General features: G+C 65.5%; 17 protein-coding genes. 14 read left to right on the forward strand and 3 right to left on the reverse strand.

The annotated features are described in order from the left end of the window. Nucleotides 1-70 precede the first annotated feature (70 nt). The 6 genes from ACIBI6_RS10500 to era all read left to right on the forward strand — a co-directional run bounded on the left by ACIBI6_RS10500 (nucleotide 71) and on the right by era (nucleotide 5494). Nucleotides 71-988 carry a LysR family transcriptional regulator gene (locus ACIBI6_RS10500; protein ID WP_364339276.1) on the forward strand — a complete coding sequence of 306 codons (918 nt, stop codon included), beginning with the start codon at nucleotides 71-73 and terminating at the stop codon, nucleotides 986-988. Between the two features lie 219 nt (nucleotides 989-1207). Next, nucleotides 1208-2269 carry a PhoH family protein gene (locus tag ACIBI6_RS10505; RefSeq protein ID WP_364339787.1) on the forward strand — a complete coding sequence of 354 codons (1062 nt, stop codon included), beginning with the start codon at nucleotides 1208-1210 and terminating at the stop codon, nucleotides 2267-2269. Nucleotides 2270-2333: 64 nt separating this feature from the next. Beyond that, nucleotides 2334-2888: an rRNA maturation RNase YbeY gene (ybeY, locus tag ACIBI6_RS10510; protein WP_364339278.1), complete on the forward strand. Its 555-nt coding sequence runs from the start codon at nucleotides 2334-2336 to the stop codon at nucleotides 2886-2888. Further along, the gene (locus ACIBI6_RS10515; RefSeq protein WP_364339281.1) at nucleotides 2885-4234 is read left to right on the forward strand and encodes a hemolysin family protein; all 1350 of its coding nucleotides are present in this window, start codon (nucleotides 2885-2887) and stop codon (nucleotides 4232-4234) included. The genes ybeY and ACIBI6_RS10515 overlap by 4 nt, the downstream gene beginning before the upstream one ends. Then, nucleotides 4231-4590, forward strand: a complete 360-nt coding sequence (locus ACIBI6_RS10520) for a cytidine deaminase (RefSeq protein WP_364339283.1) — start codon at nucleotides 4231-4233, stop codon at nucleotides 4588-4590. The genes ACIBI6_RS10515 and ACIBI6_RS10520 overlap by 4 nt, the downstream gene beginning before the upstream one ends. Continuing rightward, nucleotides 4559-5494 carry a GTPase Era gene (era, locus tag ACIBI6_RS10525; protein WP_364339285.1) on the forward strand — a complete coding sequence of 312 codons (936 nt, stop codon included), beginning with the start codon at nucleotides 4559-4561 and terminating at the stop codon, nucleotides 5492-5494. Before ACIBI6_RS10520 ends, era begins: the two co-directional genes overlap by 32 nt. A 170-nt stretch (nucleotides 5495-5664) precedes the next feature. On the opposite strand, the gene ACIBI6_RS10530 is transcribed toward era, so the two are convergent. After that, nucleotides 5665-7095, reverse strand: a complete 1431-nt coding sequence (locus tag ACIBI6_RS10530; RefSeq protein WP_396955818.1) for an amidase — start codon at nucleotides 7093-7095, stop codon at nucleotides 5665-5667. A 162-nt stretch (nucleotides 7096-7257) separates the two neighbouring features. Here ACIBI6_RS10530 and ACIBI6_RS10535 point away from each other — a divergent pair, with 162 nt between their 5' ends. Together ACIBI6_RS10535 and ACIBI6_RS10540 are read left to right on the forward strand one after the other, a co-directional pair. Beyond that, nucleotides 7258-8124, forward strand: coding sequence for an alpha/beta hydrolase (locus tag ACIBI6_RS10535; protein ID WP_364339289.1), 867 nt, complete (start codon nucleotides 7258-7260; stop codon nucleotides 8122-8124). Further along, nucleotides 8111-8710 (forward strand): TetR/AcrR family transcriptional regulator, encoded by a 600-nt coding sequence (locus ACIBI6_RS10540; RefSeq protein WP_364339291.1) that lies wholly within the window; start codon nucleotides 8111-8113, stop codon nucleotides 8708-8710. The genes ACIBI6_RS10535 and ACIBI6_RS10540 overlap by 14 nt, the downstream gene beginning before the upstream one ends. A gap of 82 nt (nucleotides 8711-8792) precedes the next feature. Here the strand turns inward: ACIBI6_RS10540 and ACIBI6_RS10545 are convergent, their stop codons facing one another. Both ACIBI6_RS10545 and ACIBI6_RS10550 read right to left on the reverse strand, forming a co-directional pair. Beyond that, nucleotides 8793-9566 (reverse strand): M15 family metallopeptidase, encoded by a 774-nt coding sequence (locus tag ACIBI6_RS10545; RefSeq protein WP_396955819.1) that lies wholly within the window; start codon nucleotides 9564-9566, stop codon nucleotides 8793-8795. A gap of 21 nt (nucleotides 9567-9587) precedes the next feature. Then, nucleotides 9588-10088: an HIT family protein gene (locus ACIBI6_RS10550; RefSeq protein ID WP_364339295.1), complete on the reverse strand. Its 501-nt coding sequence runs from the start codon at nucleotides 10086-10088 to the stop codon at nucleotides 9588-9590. Between the two features lie 243 nt (nucleotides 10089-10331). Here ACIBI6_RS10550 and recO point away from each other — a divergent pair, with 243 nt between their 5' ends. From recO to ACIBI6_RS10580, 6 genes are all read left to right on the forward strand, one after another. Beyond that, nucleotides 10332-11105 carry a DNA repair protein RecO gene (recO, locus tag ACIBI6_RS10555; RefSeq protein ID WP_364339297.1) on the forward strand — a complete coding sequence of 258 codons (774 nt, stop codon included), beginning with the start codon at nucleotides 10332-10334 and terminating at the stop codon, nucleotides 11103-11105. Nucleotides 11106-11264: 159 nt separating this feature from the next. Then, nucleotides 11265-12086, forward strand: coding sequence for an isoprenyl transferase (locus ACIBI6_RS10560; protein ID WP_364339789.1), 822 nt, complete (start codon nucleotides 11265-11267; stop codon nucleotides 12084-12086). Nucleotides 12087-12099: 13 nt separating this feature from the next. Beyond that, nucleotides 12100-12528, forward strand: coding sequence for a YbjN domain-containing protein (locus ACIBI6_RS10565; protein WP_396955820.1), 429 nt, complete (start codon nucleotides 12100-12102; stop codon nucleotides 12526-12528). A 144-nt stretch (nucleotides 12529-12672) separates the two neighbouring features. Further along, nucleotides 12673-13635, forward strand: coding sequence for an ABC transporter ATP-binding protein (locus ACIBI6_RS10570; protein WP_396955821.1), 963 nt, complete (start codon nucleotides 12673-12675; stop codon nucleotides 13633-13635). A gap of 1 nt (nucleotide 13636) precedes the next feature. Continuing rightward, the gene (locus tag ACIBI6_RS10575) at nucleotides 13637-14416 is read left to right on the forward strand and encodes an ABC transporter permease (RefSeq protein ID WP_396955822.1); all 780 of its coding nucleotides are present in this window, start codon (nucleotides 13637-13639) and stop codon (nucleotides 14414-14416) included. A 935-nt stretch (nucleotides 14417-15351) separates the two neighbouring features. Continuing rightward, complete coding sequence (locus ACIBI6_RS10580) at nucleotides 15352-16509, forward strand: sensor histidine kinase (protein WP_396955823.1); 1158 nt, start codon at nucleotides 15352-15354, stop codon at nucleotides 16507-16509. The last annotated feature ends 11 nt before the right edge of the window (nucleotides 16510-16520 follow it).

Raw genomic sequence — 16520 nt, forward strand, 5'->3', positions numbered from 1 at the left:
CGCCATTAAGAAAGGAAATGAATAGTAATCTGGTTTCTAATGTGCTAGATGCATAAGGAAAGGTCCGGACGTGCTGGGTGACGACCTGCTGTGGTTCACGACACTCGCCGAGCTGGAGCGCGTCGGCGCGGCCGCCGAGCGGCTGCATATCGCCCAGCCGACGCTCTCGCGCATGCTGGCCCGTCTCGAGCGCCGTCTCGGCGTCGAACTCTTCGACCGCCACGGAAAACGCATCGTGCTGAACGAGTTCGGCCGGACCTACTACGAACACGCCCGCCGTGCCCAGTCCGAACTCGATGCCGCCGCGCAGGCCGTCGCCGATCTCGCTGATCCCGCGAAAGGCGTTGTCCGCCTGTCGTTTCAGCACTCCTTCGGCAGCTGGCTGATCCCGCAACTGATCGGCGGCTTCCGGCGCGGTTCGTCCCGCATCTCGTTCACCCTCTGGCAGGGTGCGTTCGATGCGGTAATCGATCAGATAGTGGACGGCACAGCGGATTTGGCGATCGTGTCGCCCCGTCCGTCGGTCCCGGGCATCGGCTGGCGCAAACTGCTCGCGCAGCCGCTCGCGCTGGCCGTGCCCGCGGAACATCGGCTCGCCGCCCGCCGACAGATCCGTCTCGCCGATCTCGGCGACGCCGAATTCATCACCATGCACTCGGGTTTCGGTATGCGCCGCATTCTCGACGAACTCTGCGCCACCGCGAATATCCGCCCCCGCATCGCCTTCGAATCGAGCGATCTGCGCACCGCCGCGGGTCTGGTCGCGGCTGGACTCGGCGTCGCGCTGCTGCCGCTGGAAGATCCCACGCCCGCAGCCGGTTCGCTATCAGGCATCGTGACCGTCCCGCTCGCCGATGCCGCAGCGGCCCGTGATGTGGGGCTGATCTGGTCGGCGACCGCTCCGCCATCGGATGCGGTGCGTCGATTTCGTGACTTCACCGAGGATTGGGCACGTCGGCGCGGGGGGATCCCGATGCCACGACGGTAAGTAGCGACCGCCAGGCAATCGCCACGCTGGCCGCTGACCATTTTCGAGCGACCTGCAAGCAATCGCTACGGCGTAGGTAGCCGTTTATTCAATGCGTGTTGTCAGTGGGGCGCGTTAAACTTTCATCAACGACGCAGCAATTCGAGACCGGAAAGCAGGCTATAGCCACTTTTGAGAACACAAGGCGAGATCGGCGACCCGACCACCCCCACGGCAGGCATCGGTGCCGCAGACAACGGTTCGGGCCCGGCAGCGCGCACCGTGCGTTCCAGCATCGAACTCGCTCCCGAATCCGTCTTCCCCTTCCTCGGTTCGGCCGACCAGAACCTGCGTGAACTCGAGCAGTTGCTGGATGCGGATATCCATGTCCGCGGCAATTCCGTCACCCTCACCGGCAAGGCGGCCGATGTCGCGCTCGCCGAGCGGGTGATCGAGCAGCTCGTCGCGCTGACCGGTCGCAATCGAGTGGTGACCCCGGAGGCGGTGCGCCACACCGTATCCATGCTCACCGAGGGTTCCTCGGAATCCCCGGCTGAGGTGCTGAGCCTGGACATTCTGTCCCGGCGCGGTAAAACCATTCGGCCCAAGACGCTCAACCAGAAGCGCTACGTCGACGCGATCGACGCCAACACCATCGTGTTCGGCATCGGCCCCGCGGGCACCGGCAAGACGTATCTGGCGATGGCCAAGGCCGTACAGGCACTGCAGACCAAGCAGGTCAACCGGATCATCCTCACCCGTCCCGCCGTCGAGGCGGGCGAGCGTCTTGGCTTCCTGCCAGGCACACTCAACGAGAAGATCGACCCGTATCTGCGACCGCTCTACGACGCGCTGCACGACATGATGGATCCGGAGGCCATTCCGAAGCTGATGGCGGCCGGTGTCATCGAGGTCGCACCGCTGGCGTATATGCGCGGTCGCACGCTGAACGATTCGTTCATCATTCTCGACGAAGCGCAGAACACCACGGCCGAGCAGATGAAGATGTTCCTCACCCGGCTCGGATTCGGCTCGAAGATCGTGGTGACCGGTGACGTCACCCAGGTCGACCTGCCCAATGGCGCGCGCTCGGGTCTGCGCGCGGCGAGTGAGATCCTGACCGGCATCGAAGATATCCATTTCGCCCAGCTCACCAGCAGCGATGTGGTTCGGCACCGGTTGGTCTCCGATATCGTCGACGCCTACGAGCGGGCCGAGGCCGAACGGGTCACCCAGGTCGGACCGCACTATCCGGGCAATCGCGCACAGCGTCGTGCCGCGAGCCGGGGAGATCGGCGATAGTGGGACGGACGTGTCCGGGCCAGCCGCGCGGTGCGGACCCGGGCACACCGAATACCCTGATCAGGTGAGCATCGAGATCGCCAACGAGTCGGGTGTCGACGTACCCGAAGAAGACCTGGTCAGTGTCGCGCGATTCGTGATCCGCCGGATGGATGTGCATCCGGCGGCCGAGCTGTCGATGGTGCTCGTCGATCTCGACACCATGGCGGATCTGCACATGCGCTGGATGGACCTACCCGGCCCGACCGATGTCATGTCCTTCCCGATGGACGAACTGGAGCCCGGTGGTCGCCCCGACAGTGCCGAACCGGGTCCGTCCATGCTCGGCGATATCGTGTTGTGCCCCGAATTCGCCGCGGGCCAGGCCCGCAAGGCCGGTCACTCGCTCGATCACGAACTCGCGCTGCTCACCGTGCACGGCGTGCTCCACCTGCTCGGCTACGACCATGCCGAGCCGGAGGAGGAGAAGGAGATGTTCGCGCTGCAGGCGCGGCTGCTCGAGGAGTGGTATGAAAGCCTGCGCGAGGCACAGCGGCGAGCCGAATTGGCCGAGCGCGATGCCCGGCTGCTGGGGAAGGCCGGTTTCACAACGCCCGGTGAGGCGCTAGGCCCCGCGTGAGTTCGCTGACCCTGATCCTGCTGGCGGTTCTGCTCGTCCCGGTCGGTGGAGTGTTCGCCGCAGTCGATTCGGCGCTGAACACCATCTCACCGGCACGTCTCGACGATATGGTCCGGGCGGAGCGGCCCGGCGCGGTGCGGCTGACCAGGATCGTGGCCGATCGGCCGCGATATGTGAATCTGCTTGTGCTGCTTCGTATTCTGTGCGAGATCTGTGCGACGGTGCTGTTGGCGGCGGCATTGATCCCGCTGTGGGATGACAATTGGGCGCTGCTGTTCACCGCCGCCGTCATGGTGCTGGTGGACTATGTGGTGATCGGCGTCGGACCGCGCACACTCGGTCGACAGCACGCCTACTCCATCGCCTTGGCATCGGCGCTGCCGCTGCAGTTCATCGGCACGGTGCTCGGTCCGGTCAGCAGGCTGCTGATCCTCATCGGTAATGCGATCACCCCGGGTAAGGGATTTCGCAATGGCCCCTTCGCATCCGAGATCGAGTTGCGGGAAGTTGTCGAGATGGCCGGTGAACGCGGTGTGGTGGCCGACGATGAACGCCGAATGATCCAGTCGGTCTTCGAACTCGGCGATACCCCGGCCCGCGCGGTGATGGTGCCGCGTACCGAAATGGTCTGGATCGAGGCGGATAAGACCGCGGCACAGGCGATGTCGCTCGCGGTGCGCAGTGGTCATTCCCGTATTCCGGTGGTCGGCGAGAACGTCGACGACATCCTCGGCGTGGTATATCTGAAAGATCTTGTGCCGTATGCGGATAGAAGTCGCAAGGTGCAGGTGCGCGATGCCATGCGTCCGGCGGTGTTCATGCCCGACTCCAAACCGCTGGATAGCCTGCTCGATGAAATGCAGCGCCGCAGAAACCATATGGCGCTGCTGGTCGACGAATACGGCGGCATCGCCGGGCTGGTGACCATCGAGGATGTGCTCGAGGAGATCGTCGGTGAGATCGCCGACGAATACGACACCGACGAAACTCCGCCCATCGAGGACCTCGGCGAGGGCCGCTACCGGGTTTCGGCGCGGCTGTCGGTCGACGATCTGGCCGAACTGTACGGCCTGGAAATCGAGGAGGAGGACGTCGATACCGTCGGCGGCCTACTCGCACACGCACTGGGCAGGGTGCCGCTGCCCGGCTCCAAAGCCGTTGTGCACGGTTTGCTGCTGCGTGGTGAAGGCGGTGCGGACGCGCGGGGACGGGTGCGGGTGCACACCGTCGTGGTGCGCAAGGCGCAGGAAAAATCGCATGCCGAGAAGTCCAACGGCAAGCGCAAAAGTAACGGATCCGAGCGGGAAATCCCGTCCGATCGTGATGAGAACGGAGATAGCGAATGACCGAATTGGATGCCGAGGACACCAAACTCGTGGTGCTTGCCAAGGGCGCGCTCGGCCGCACCGACGGCAACTCGGGCGCGGCGATCCGCGATACCGACGGCCGCACCTACGCGGCCGGTGATGTCGCCTTGGAGTCCCTGCGACTGACCGCGCTGCAGGCGGCGGTCGCGGCCGCGATCTCCAGTGGTGCAGAGGGATTCGAGGCGGCCGTGGTCGTCGGCGGCAGATTATCGGATGCGGGGGTCTCCGCGGTTCGCGAGGTTTCGCCCGAGGCGCGCATCGTCTTCACCGATCGTTCGGGTGCGGTCTTCGAGATCGTCGACGATGCCGCGGGCGCGGAGGTGCAGGGTGGCTGAGAAGACCACCGAATTCCGTTCCGGGTTCGTCTGTTTCGTCGGCCGCCCGAACACCGGCAAGTCGACCCTGACAAATGCGCTGGTCGGGCAGAAGATCGCGATCACCTCCTCGCGTCCGCAGACCACCCGCCACACCATCCGCGGCATCGTGCACCGCGATCATGCCCAGCTCATCCTGGTCGATACCCCGGGGCTGCACCGGCCGCGCACCTTGCTCGGTCAACGCCTGAACGACCTTGTCCGCGATACGTATTCCGAAGTCGACGTGATCGCGCTGTGCATTCCGGCCGACGAGAAAATCGGCCCCGGCGATAAGTGGATCCTGCAGCAGATCAAGCAGATGGCGCCGAAGACGACCCTGCTCGGTGTGGTCACCAAGATCGACAAGGTGAGCCGCGACCAGGTCGCCGAACAGCTGATGGCGCTGTCGCGACTACTCGGCCCGGACAACGATGTCGTACCGGTCTCCGCCGTCAAGGGCGAACAGGTCGAGGTCCTCGTCGACGTCATCGCCTCGAAAATGCCAGAGGGTCCGGCCTTCTACCCCGACGGTGAGCTCACCGACGAGCCAGAGGAAACCCTCATGGCCGAACTCATCCGCGAGGCCGCCCTGGAGGGCGTGCGCGACGAGCTCCCGCATTCGCTGGCCGTGGTCATCGAAGAGGTCCTTCCGCGCGAAGAGAACGAAGACATGCTCGACGTGCACGCCCTGCTCTACGTCGAACGCCCCTCGCAGAAGGCCATCGTCATCGGCAAGGGTGGCGCGCGACTCAAAGAGGTCGGCACCAACGCCCGCCAACAAATCGAACACATCCTTGGTGTCCGCATCTACCTACACCTGCACGTCAAGGTTGCCAAGGATTGGCAGCGCGACCCGAAACAGCTTGGCAAGCTGGGGTTCTGACGGCAGGGATACCCCGAAAATGGGGAGCATTCGAGCCCGCTGTGGCAATGCGCCCGCACTGTTATAGTCGGCCCGTTGGCGGCTGTCCGTGCTGATTCCGGGCCGCCGGGAGTGCTTCGGAAGGTTCGCGACGCAAGTGCGGGAGGTCTGGACCTCGCCCGATCGCTGACTCACCACCACGGTTCGGGGCGGTGGCGTTCCCAGTGTATCTCCGATTCCAGTTGTGCCGCAACGGAAACCAGGAGTGGTTCGGTGTTCGCGGTGCCCATGAGTTGCGCGCCTACCGGCAGGCCATTATCTGTGAAACCGGCCGGAACATTCACCGCCGGCCAGCCGAGTACATTCCAGGGCCAGGTGTATGGGCATGCGGCTGTGATGAGGTCGTTGGTGGCGTTGACGCCGATGCCATCGATCTCTTCGGCACGCGGCGGGGGAGTCGCGGTGGTCGGGGCGAGCACCAGATCGTAGTCGCGGAAGAAGCCGCCGATTCGCTTGTGCAGCAACGTTTCCGCTTGACGTGCCGCGAACAGTGCGGGCCCGCTGAGTGCACGGCCGAACCGGACATTCGCGGTAGTGCGTGGATCCACTTGTATGCCGGGCATTCTGTCGTGGACGTGGCTGACCCCTGCCAGCGAGCGCGGTAGGAAGGAAGCGCCGATCATGATGCCGTAGTGCAGGTCCGCCACGGTTACCGAATGACCGAGGCGACGCAGTGTGGTGGCGATGCGCTGCACCGCGACTTCGACCTCCGGATGCAGCGCGGTTCTGGTGGCGGTGAACGGGATTCGCAGCGAGAGGGCGATGCGCAGTCGTCCCGGATCGCGGCCGACGGCATCGGACACGGTGAGTGGTTCGGGTGTGTGCAGATCGCCGGGATTCGGTCCGGCGGCGGTATCGAGCAGCAGTGCGGCATCGGCGACGGTGCGTGCCAGCGGTCCGTTCACGGTGAGCCCGTGGAATGCCTCGGCGGCCGGCCAGGTGGAGATGCGGCCGCGCTGCGGTTTGATGCCGACGAGATTGGTCCACGCGGTCGGGATGCGGACCGAGCCCGCGCCGTCGGAACCCAGTGCCGCGGGTACCAATCCGGCCGCGACGGCGGCCGCGGAGCCGCCGGATGAGCCGCCCGGTGTGTATTCGGCACCCCATGGGTTGCGGGTGTGGCCGAAGGCGGCACCGCTGGTGAACGGCAGTTGGCCGAGTTCGCAGGTATTGGTCTTGCCGACGATCACCGCACCGGCCGCGCGCAGCCGTCGAACCGCTTGCGCGTCTTCGGTTTTCGGCGGGAGATCGCCGCCGCAGCCGAATGCCGTTGGCTCACCGGTGATATCGGTGTCGTCCTTGATCGCGATCGGTACGCCGAGCAGGGGGAGTCGTGCACCCGAGGCCAGGCGCTCGTCGGCCGCTGCCGCTTCGGCGAGTGCCTTTTCGCGCCGGACGATGCGGAAGGCATTGAGGGTCGGCTGGCTCGCCTCGATCCGGTCCAGCGCGGCGCCGACCGCGGCCACGGAGCTGATCCTGCCCTGTGCGAGGGCGGCCGCGAAGTCGGCGAGGCCGAGTTCGGCGGTCTCGAATGGGCGCAGGGTGGCGTCGGACACCGTCATGTGAGCTCCGTCTCCTTCAATCGTTCGTTGCACCGTAGCGCGGAGTTGGTCAACCGTCCACATCGGCTCACGAATCTCCACCCCAGGTAGGAGGCTGAACTGTGGACATACATACCGTATGTATGTAATGGTGGAAACACACTGCCAACACATGGAGGAACCATGGGAATCAGTACGTCACTCGGCCGCACGCATGAGGTGGATCTCCCCGGCGGCCGCATTCGGTTTCACGACACGGGGCAGGGCGCGCCGGTCGTTTTCGTACACGGTCTGCTCGTCAACTCCGATCTCTGGCGCAAAGTCGTTCCCACCATCGCGGCGGCGGGCTATCGCTGCCTCAGTCCGGACCTACCGCTCGGCTCACACGAAATCCCGGTCCCCACAGCCGATCTCACGCCCACCGGGGTCGCCGATCTGATCGCCGAGTTCCTGGAGCGACTCGACCTCACCGACGTCACCGTGGTCGCCAACGACACCGGCGGCGCGATCACCCAACTGCTGCTGACCCGTCGACCGGAGCGGATCGGCCGCGTCGTGCTGACCTCGTGCGACGCCTACGAGGCGTTCTTCCCGCCTGCCTTCGCGGCGCTGCCCGTGCTGGCGCGGGTGCCCGGCTCGCTACGGCCGCTGACCGAGTTGATGCGGATTCGTGCGCTGCATCGTCTGCCGATCGCCTTCGGCTGGGTGGCAAAGCGCCCGGTCCCGCCGGAGATCGCCGACTCCTACCTGTGGCCGAGCCGGAATTCGGCGGCGATCCGCAAGGATCTGCGCCGGTTTCTGAAGACCGTGCATCGTCGCTACACGCTCGACGCCGCCACCCGATTTCCGTCGGTGCGGATTCCGGTGCTGATCGCCTGGGCCCGCGAGGACAAAATCTTCCCGGTGAAATTCGCCGAACGCCTGGCCGCGGAGCTGCCGAACGCGACGTTGAAGTTCATCGACGACTCCTACACCTTCCTGCCCGAAGATCAGCCCGAGTTGCTCTCCGAAACGATTCTGGAGTTCACTCGGGCGCATGCAACGCCGTAGTCAGGAGGATCGCTCCCGTGCCACCCGAGCCGCGCTCGAACAAGCCGGTCGCCGGTTGTTCGCCGAGCGCGGTTTCGCGGCGACCTCGGCCGAGGAACTCGTGACCGAGGCGGGAGTCACTCGCGGTGCCCTGCACCACCACTACGGTGATAAGCGCGGACTGTTCCTGGCCGTGCTCGAGCAAATAGAGGTCGAGACCACGCAGGAAATCGAAAAAGCCATCGGCGCAGGGAATCCCGATGACATCCTCACCTCGATGGCCATCGGCCTGAATGTCTTCCTGGAGATCTGTCAGCGCCCGGAGATGATCCGTATCACCCTCTACGACGCCCCCGCCGTCCTCGGCTGGCAGGCGTTTCGCGAGTTCGAGGCGCGCCATGGGCTGGGATTGGTCATCGCCGAATTGGAACGCGCCCGCGATGCGGGGCTGATCGCCGACGCGCCGATTCCGGTCCTGGCTCAACTGATTTTCAGCGCGGTCGCCGAAGCGGGACTGATCGTTGCCCACGCCACGGATAAGGCGGCCGCGCAAGCGCAGGCGCAGCAGTCGCTGATGCTGCTCATCGGAGGGATTCTCCGCACCTGACATTTGCCCGGTGTCGCATAACTGGTGGTCTCCACACATAGGTCGCAACTTGTGTGGGAGGGCACGGGTTGTGTCGAGTCGGCTATTGGATAGGGAAGTCGAAGTATGTGGTTGGGAATGGCTCGGTCTTCAAGGTGAAGTGCCACCATTCCTCGGGGAGGTTTTTGAAACCGTGCTCGTCCATGAGGTTTGCGAGCAACTCCCGGAGTGCGCGCTGGTTACCGTTCGGTGTCGGGTTGGCCGTATGCGCGAGCGGGTCGAAGCAGTCGTAGCCGGTGCCGAAGTCGAGGCTGTTGTCCCGGAAGCGCTGGTCGGCGGGCAGTGTGCAGGCGCGCAGCGGATCACCGCCGTGATACTGCTCCTGATCGGCGGGCGGAAGCGCGACGATCGTGAGATCCAAGGTGCTGCCCCGGCTATGTCCGGACTTCTCCGCGATGTACCCGTCCCGGAACAGATTCGCCTTGTCCACCATCGGATAGAACTCCGCGCGCATCTTGGTATCGCCGAGATCCTTTGCCCAACTGACGAATTGGTCCACCGCCCGCTGCGGCCGATAGCAATCGTAGGTCTTCAGCCCCAACCCCATCGGACGCAATTCCCGCTGCACTTCCGCAAGCGCCGCACCGGCCTGCTTCGTCAACAAGCACTTCGGCGCCTCATACCCATTGATCCGCCCACCGATGAAGTTGTGCTCCCCGAAGTACCGCGCATCGACAACGATCGTCGGATCGAGCTCCGTCGCCGAAACGAATGCCGTCTCATCGGCCGCGGGCGAGCTCGGGTCGTCTGTGCAACTCGCGACCGCGACAGTCGCGACCGCCGCCAAAACCGCTGAGCAGAACCGAATTCCGCGCATTCGCAGATCATAACCACCGATCTACGTTCTCGGACCGAGTTCCGCGCGCAACCGCCCGCCCAACTCTGCCGCCTCCGCAGCCGACCACGGAATCACCCCGTTCTCCGCCATCAACGCATGAAACTGCTGACGCTCATACGGCGTCCCGGGCGTAAGCGGCTGCACATGCCAGTGCACATGCGTATTCCCCTGCTGGCTACCGAGCGAGAGCAGATAGGTGCGCTCGGACGGCACGACGGCTTCTACAGCACGCGCGACCCGATAGACCACCGCCTGCAATCGCAGGAACGCGTCCTGTTCGAAATCCCGGACAACATGCTCGATATGCGCCTTCGGAGCCACCAGGACGTGCCCGTACATCGTCGGATATCTCCCGAGAAATGCGATATGCGTGCCGTCATCGAAGACGACCTCGTGCTCGGAACCGGGTGCACCCGCCACCAGGCCGCAGATGAAGCAGCCACCCGATCGCACCCGCGTTAGGTAGGCAGCCACGTCGAACGGAATTCGATCTCCACGCACGTTCCCCTCCAGTTGGATCTATGACGGTCCTCGCGAGCCATACTCGTCCGCGTCGCCCGAGGGGCACCGGCAATCCGTTCGACTCGCCGACTACCCATACGAGCAGAAAGATCAGGCCTTCGTCGACGCCGTCGCCTGCGCTCGATGACGAGTGAGGCGTGCTCGAACACCGCGAATGGCGTCGATGTGTTCCGAAGGCCGTGCCTGGGCGTGAGGGTCGGGGGTTCGTGGGAGGATAGGGGCGTGCGGTTGTATCGGGACGAGGCGGTTGTGGTTCGCCAGCATAAGCTGGGGGAGGCGGATCGCATTGTCACGTTGTTGACGCGGCAGCACGGGTTGGTGCGGGCGGTGGCCAAGGGGGTGCGGCGGACCAAGTCGCGGTTCGGGGCGCGGTTGGAGCCGTTCGCGTATGTGGACGTGCAGTTGCATCCGGGGCGCAATCTCGACACCGTCACCCAGGTGCACACCATGGAGGCATTCGCCGCCGATATCGTCGACGACTATGGGCGCTACACCACGGCATGCGCGGTACTGGAGACCGCCGAGCGGCTGGCCGGTGAGGAGCGCGCACCCGCACCGAAGCTGCACGCATTGACCGCGAGCGCGCTGCGGGCGATCGCCGCCAAACAGCGCCCGCACGAGCTGATTCTCGACGCATATTTGTTGCGCGCCATGGGTTTTGCCGGTTGGGCTCCCGCACTGGACGAATGCGCGCGCTGTGCGACGCCCGGCCCGCATCGTGCCTTCCATGTCGCCGCCGGCGGCGCGGTCTGCGTGCACTGCCGCCCACCCGGTTCGGCCACCCCGGCCCCGGGCGTGCTCGACCTGCTGATCGCCCTGCTGAAGGGCGACTGGGATTACGTCGAGCAGGTCCCCGAACAAGTCCGCAGACAGGCCAGCGGCCTGGTCGCCGCCCATCTGCAGTGGCATCTGGAGCGTCAGCTGCGCACCCTGCCGCTGGTCGAGCGCTCACCCGGAACGAGCACGGTATCCGCTACGGCCGGACAAGCGGGCTGAACGGCGCCAGGTCCGAGGGCCTGAGCGCCCATTCCCTCGCCACTCACGGGGGATCCCGCGGAATTCTGCGTTGAATGGTCGCTCGGACCAACCGCCTGCACATCCGATCAGGTGGTCCGCACAATCTCTCCACAACCATCAGGCAGGATAGTTGCCGTGATCCTCCGTCGAGACTCTGCCGCGCCGACCAGGTCGACCAGCGCACGGTCGGGTGCCGAACGCACCGTCCGTCCGCCGTCGCCGCATCCATCGGGGGCGACGCCACCGGAACTGCCGCCGGAGCTGGTGCCCAATCATGTGGCGCTGGTGATGGACGGCAACGGTCGTTGGGCGCAGGAGCGCGGGCTGCCGCGCACCGCGGGGCACGAGCGCGGCGAGGCTGTCCTGATGGACACCGTCGAGGGCTGCATCGAGATCGGTGTGAAGTGGCTCTCGGCCTACGCCTTCTCCACCGAGAACTGGCGGCGCAGCCCGGATGAAGTGCGCTTCCTCATGGGGTTCAACCGGGACGTCATCCGCCGCCGCCGCGACGAGATGCACGAAATGGGTGTGCGAGTGCGCTGGGCGGGGCGGCGACCGCGCCTGTGGCGCAGCGTGATCAACGAACTCGAGACCGCGCAGGAGCTGACCAAGGACAACACGGTGATGACCCTCACCATGTGCGTCAACTACGGTGGTCGCGCCGAAATCGCCGATGCGGCAAGGGAAATCGCGCGTCGCGTGGCCGCAGGTGAGATCGATCCGGAGCGGGTGACCGAGGCGACGATCGCCAAATACCTGGACGAGCCGGATATGCCGGACGTCGACCTGTTCCTGCGCCCGTCCGGCGAATTCCGTAGTTCGAACTTCCTCATCTGGCAGTCCGCCTATGCCGAGTTCGTCTACCAGGACACGTTGTTTCCCGATTTCGACAGGCGCAACTTGTGGGAGGCCTGTCTCCAGTACGCTTCGCGTGATCGCCGCTTCGGGGGGACCAAGTGAACGGCGGCAGCAAATGAACGGCGGCACCGATATGGACGCAGCAGTCACCCCCGAACAAGAGCTCCAGGCCCGCGCCGGCGCCTGCCTATCGCTCTACGACGTCGATGTGCGCGTCGACCCGGAGGGTTCGATCGGCTTCGAATACCAGGGCGCGCTGTGCTCGTTGCGCGCGGTAACGCTGGCACCCGGCCTGGATGTGCTGACGCTGACCTGCGTGCTGGCCTGGGACCGCCAGCTCAAGCCGCAGCTGCACAAGCGAGTCGCCGAGCGCAACAGTGCGCTTCAGTTCGGTTCGATCACGCTGATCACCCGCGGCAATCAGGCCGATGTCATGTTGCGCTATACCTTTCCGGCCGCCGGTCTGGACGATCAGGCGCTGGCCACCATGCTGCTGCTGGTGCTCTCCGGCGCGGGTAAGGCGCGGCAGGGACTGCTGCCCTGAGTCGTCGACCGCATGGCCACTGACCGCATGGCCGTTGACTGCATGGCCGTTGACTGCATGGCCGCTGACCGCATGACAGATGTCATGGCAGGTTCGTGACACACGTGCGAGGTATCGGCCCCCGGTTTGCGTGACCGTTGAGTCATGACATCGGCACTGACATCCACGGCCATCTTGGCCGCGGCGGGCGGCTCGGGCAGGCACCGGGCGTCGTTTGCGATCGAACTGCGCGACCTGCACAAGAGCTTCCGACTCCAGGGCGGCGGCGAGGTGCATGCCGTCGACGGACTCGACCTGGTGGTCGCTCCGGGGGAGATCATCGCTTTCCTCGGCCCCAATGGCGCGGGTAAGACCACCACCATCGATATGCTGCTCGGGCTGGCAACGCCGGACTCCGGCAGTGTCCGGGTTTTCGGCGGCCCACCAGCGGAAGCGCTTGCGGCAGGCCGCATTTCGGCGGTCATGCAGTCCGGCGGCCTACTGCCTGATCTGACCGTCGCCGAGACCGTGCAACTGGTGGCCACCCTGCACGCGCATCCGCGTTCGGTCGATGCGGTGCTCGCGCGCGCCGGTATCGCCGATATCGGCGGTCGGCTGGTCGGCAAATGCTCGGGCGGCCAGAAGCAGCGGCTGCGCTTCGCACTCGCACTGCTGCCGAATCCGGACCTCATCGTGCTCGACGAGCCGACCACCGGCATGGATGTCGAAGGACGCCGGGAATTCTGGAATGCGATGCGCGAGGATTCCGATCGCGGCCGCACGGTCCTGTTCGCCACCCATTACCTCGACGAGGCCGACGCATACGCGGATCGGATCGTGCTGGTGCGTGCGGGTCGCGTCGTCGCCGACGGCAGTGCCGCCGAGATCAAGAACCTGGCCGCGGGACGCGCCGTCAGTGCGACACTGCCCGGTGCCGATCCTGCCCGCCTGCTCGCGGTCCCGGGCATCGATGACGTCGAGCTGCGCGGTGACCGAATCATCGTGCACACCAAGGATTCCGACGCCATCGCCCGCTATCTGCTCACCGAGACCACCGCAGTCGATCTCGAAATCACCTCGCACAATCTCGAATCCGCATTCCTGGCGCTCACCACCGGAGACAATTGAAATGACAACCGTTGCCCCACAAGCTGTTTCGACGCGCATCTCACTCGGCGGCTTCAGTCTCGGCTTCCTGCGCCTGGAACTGCGCCGCATGCTGCGCAATCGGCGCACCATGATCTTCACACTGGTCATGCCGCCGCTGTTCTTCGTCATCTTCGGCGTGCAATCCGAATACCGGACAGAGTCATTCGGATCGGGCAATGTGACCGGCTATGTGATGGTGTCGATGGCGGTGTACGGCGCGATGCTGGCCACCACTAGCGGCGGCGCCATGGTCGCGATCGAACGCGCGCAGGGGTGGAGCCGCCAATTGCGGCTCACCCCATTGCGTCCCGTCGCCTACATAGCCACCAAGGTCGCCGTCGCGATGGTGCTCGGGCTGGTCTCGGTTACTGCGGTCTTCCTCATCGGGGGAATCTTCGGCGCCCACCTGACGGTCACCGCCTGGGTGAGCTGCTTCCTGCTCGCGTGGATCTGCTCGCTGGTCTTCGCCGCCTTCGGCCTGTTCGTCGGCTACCTGCTGCCCTCGGAGAATGTCATGCAACTGCTCGGTCCAGCCCTCGCGGGCCTGTCCTTCGCGGGCGGCCTGTTCATGCCGCTGCACGGCTGGTTCGAGACGGTCTCCAAGATCTTCCCGACAAACGGCGTCGCCACCTTGGCCCGCATGCCCTTCGGCGACACCAGCGCAGGATCGATCGCGCTGGCCATCCTCAATGTCGTCGTCTGGGCCACGATCTTCGTCGGCGGCGCGGCCATTCTGTTCCGCCGTGACACCGCACGTTGAACGATCGGGCACGACCAGCCGCCTGCCCAGGAGGGTGGGCGGCTATGCAGTGCTCAGTGCCCGCGGCCAGTGGCCCTACGGTGCCGGGTCCGCCGTGACGTGCTGGGCGGTGTTGTGCGGTGGCGTCGTGCGAGTTGACCACGTGATGCGAGGTTGCCGGGCGCGGCTGTTCAGCGATTCCGCATCGGCGGGCAATACGGTGTCGCGCGGCCACGAGGCTGGGCGGGTGTGCGGTGCTGGGCGGCTGTGCCGTGCAGGTGGCACGCCGTGCACGGCGCTGACATGCGAGTCGGGTACACGATGCGGTGTCGGCGTTCGGACGGGGATGCCGTGGCGTGCGAGGCAGTTGCGCGATGCGGAGTGGCGATGTGGCCCCGGCCCGGCATATGGAGCCAAGAGGCGATGGCGTGTCGGGCGCGGTGCGAGGCAGCGTTAGTGCGCGCTGTGCGCGGCGGCGATGCGGTGTCGGTCCGGAATGCAGAGTGAGATGCTGTGGCGTGCTGGATGTTGTGTGAGGCGGTTGTGCTGCGCGGGGTAGCTATGCGGTGTCGGTCCGGAGTGCGGAGCGAAGAGGAGATTGCGCGCCGGGCGTTGTGCGAGGCGGTGGTGATGCGCGAGGTGGTTGCGCTGTGCAGGGTAGCGATGCAGTGTCGGTCCGGAAGTGCGCAGCTAGGAGGCGATGGTGTGGCGGTGACTGTACGAGGCGGCGTTGACGTGCCGGGCGACAGTCACATGCGAGGCGGCGGGGTGATGCCGGGCGGTCATCCTGGGTCGGTTGGCGCGGCGGAGCCGCTCGGCTGGGGAGATCGTGCGGGGCGTGGGGTTTCGGCGGCGCGGACAAGTGCGGGTTCGGTAGCGTCGAGACTCGTGATCGACCACTGTGCGCGCAACCGGGGTCTGGGTTCGGCGTGTGTGCTGTTGGTGTGGGAGTGCCGATGCGGGTGAAGTCCGTGCTGCGGGGTGGTGCGGCATCCGAATTACTCGATCGGGTGGTCCGCGACGGCGGAATCGGGGCGAACGGGAAGCGGCGCGGATGGTTCGGCGGGTTCATGTCGGTCATCTGGCTGTCGTACATGATCGGACCGATCATCCAGAGCTGGCAGGACGCGGATCAGCCGACGGCGAGTCTGGCGACCGCGACACTGCTCGCGTACGCGGCGCTGATCGTCGGTTCTTTTATTGTCTTCCGGCGGACCGATGGCACCAGCCAGTTGGTGGAGCGTCCGGTCGATCGGCGCATGTGGCCGGTGCTCGTCGGTATGACGGCGTGCAGCGCGGGGTTGATGGCATTGCTAGGCGCGGTCGCACTGCCGACATTGATCTTTGTCAGCGTGATCGCGATCTTTCATATGCCCTCGCGGGAATCCGGTTATGTCGCGTTCACGGTGACGCTCGCGATGTTGCTCGTGCCGATGGTGCTGCCCCGCCTGTCCGGGGTGCCGTTCTACGTGTCGTTCGTACCCGCCCTGATCTGGATGGCCAGGCAGTTGGGCGTGCGTGGCGAGCGGTTGGCCGAGCTGGCCCGACGGCAGCAGGCCGAACTCGCGATTGTCGAGGAACGCAACCGGGTCGCGCGCGACGTACACGATATCCTCGGCCACTCACTTACCGTGATCACGGTGAAAACTGAACTCGCACAACGTCTTATCGATGTGGATCTGACGCGGGCGAAGACTGAGATGGCCGATGTCGAGCGGCTGGCGCGGGAGGCGCTGGCTGGAGTGCGGGATACCGTCGGCGGTCTGCGTGAGGTATCGCTGCGCGGTGAATTAGCCAATGCGCGAACCGCACTGGCAGCCGCCGATATCGACGCCGCGCTGCCGGATGCCGTACCCGATACACGCCACAGCGAATTGTTCGGTTGGGTGCTGCGCGAGGCGGTCACCAATGTGATTCGGCACAGTGCCGCACGACACTGCACGGTCACGGTGACCGATACGAGCATCGAGGTCGTCGACGATGGTCGCGGGCTGGGGACCGTCGAATCCGGGTCGGGACTGTCCGGCCTGCGCGAACGGGTGCGGGCCGCTGGGGGAACATTGACGCTGTCGTCCGAGGGAGGTGTTCGTGTTCGTGCAACGGTGCCCGAGTGATCCGGAAATGG

This window comes from Nocardia sp. NPDC050412 (assembly GCF_044458825.1).
Lineage (GTDB): Bacteria > Actinomycetota > Actinomycetes > Mycobacteriales > Mycobacteriaceae > Nocardia.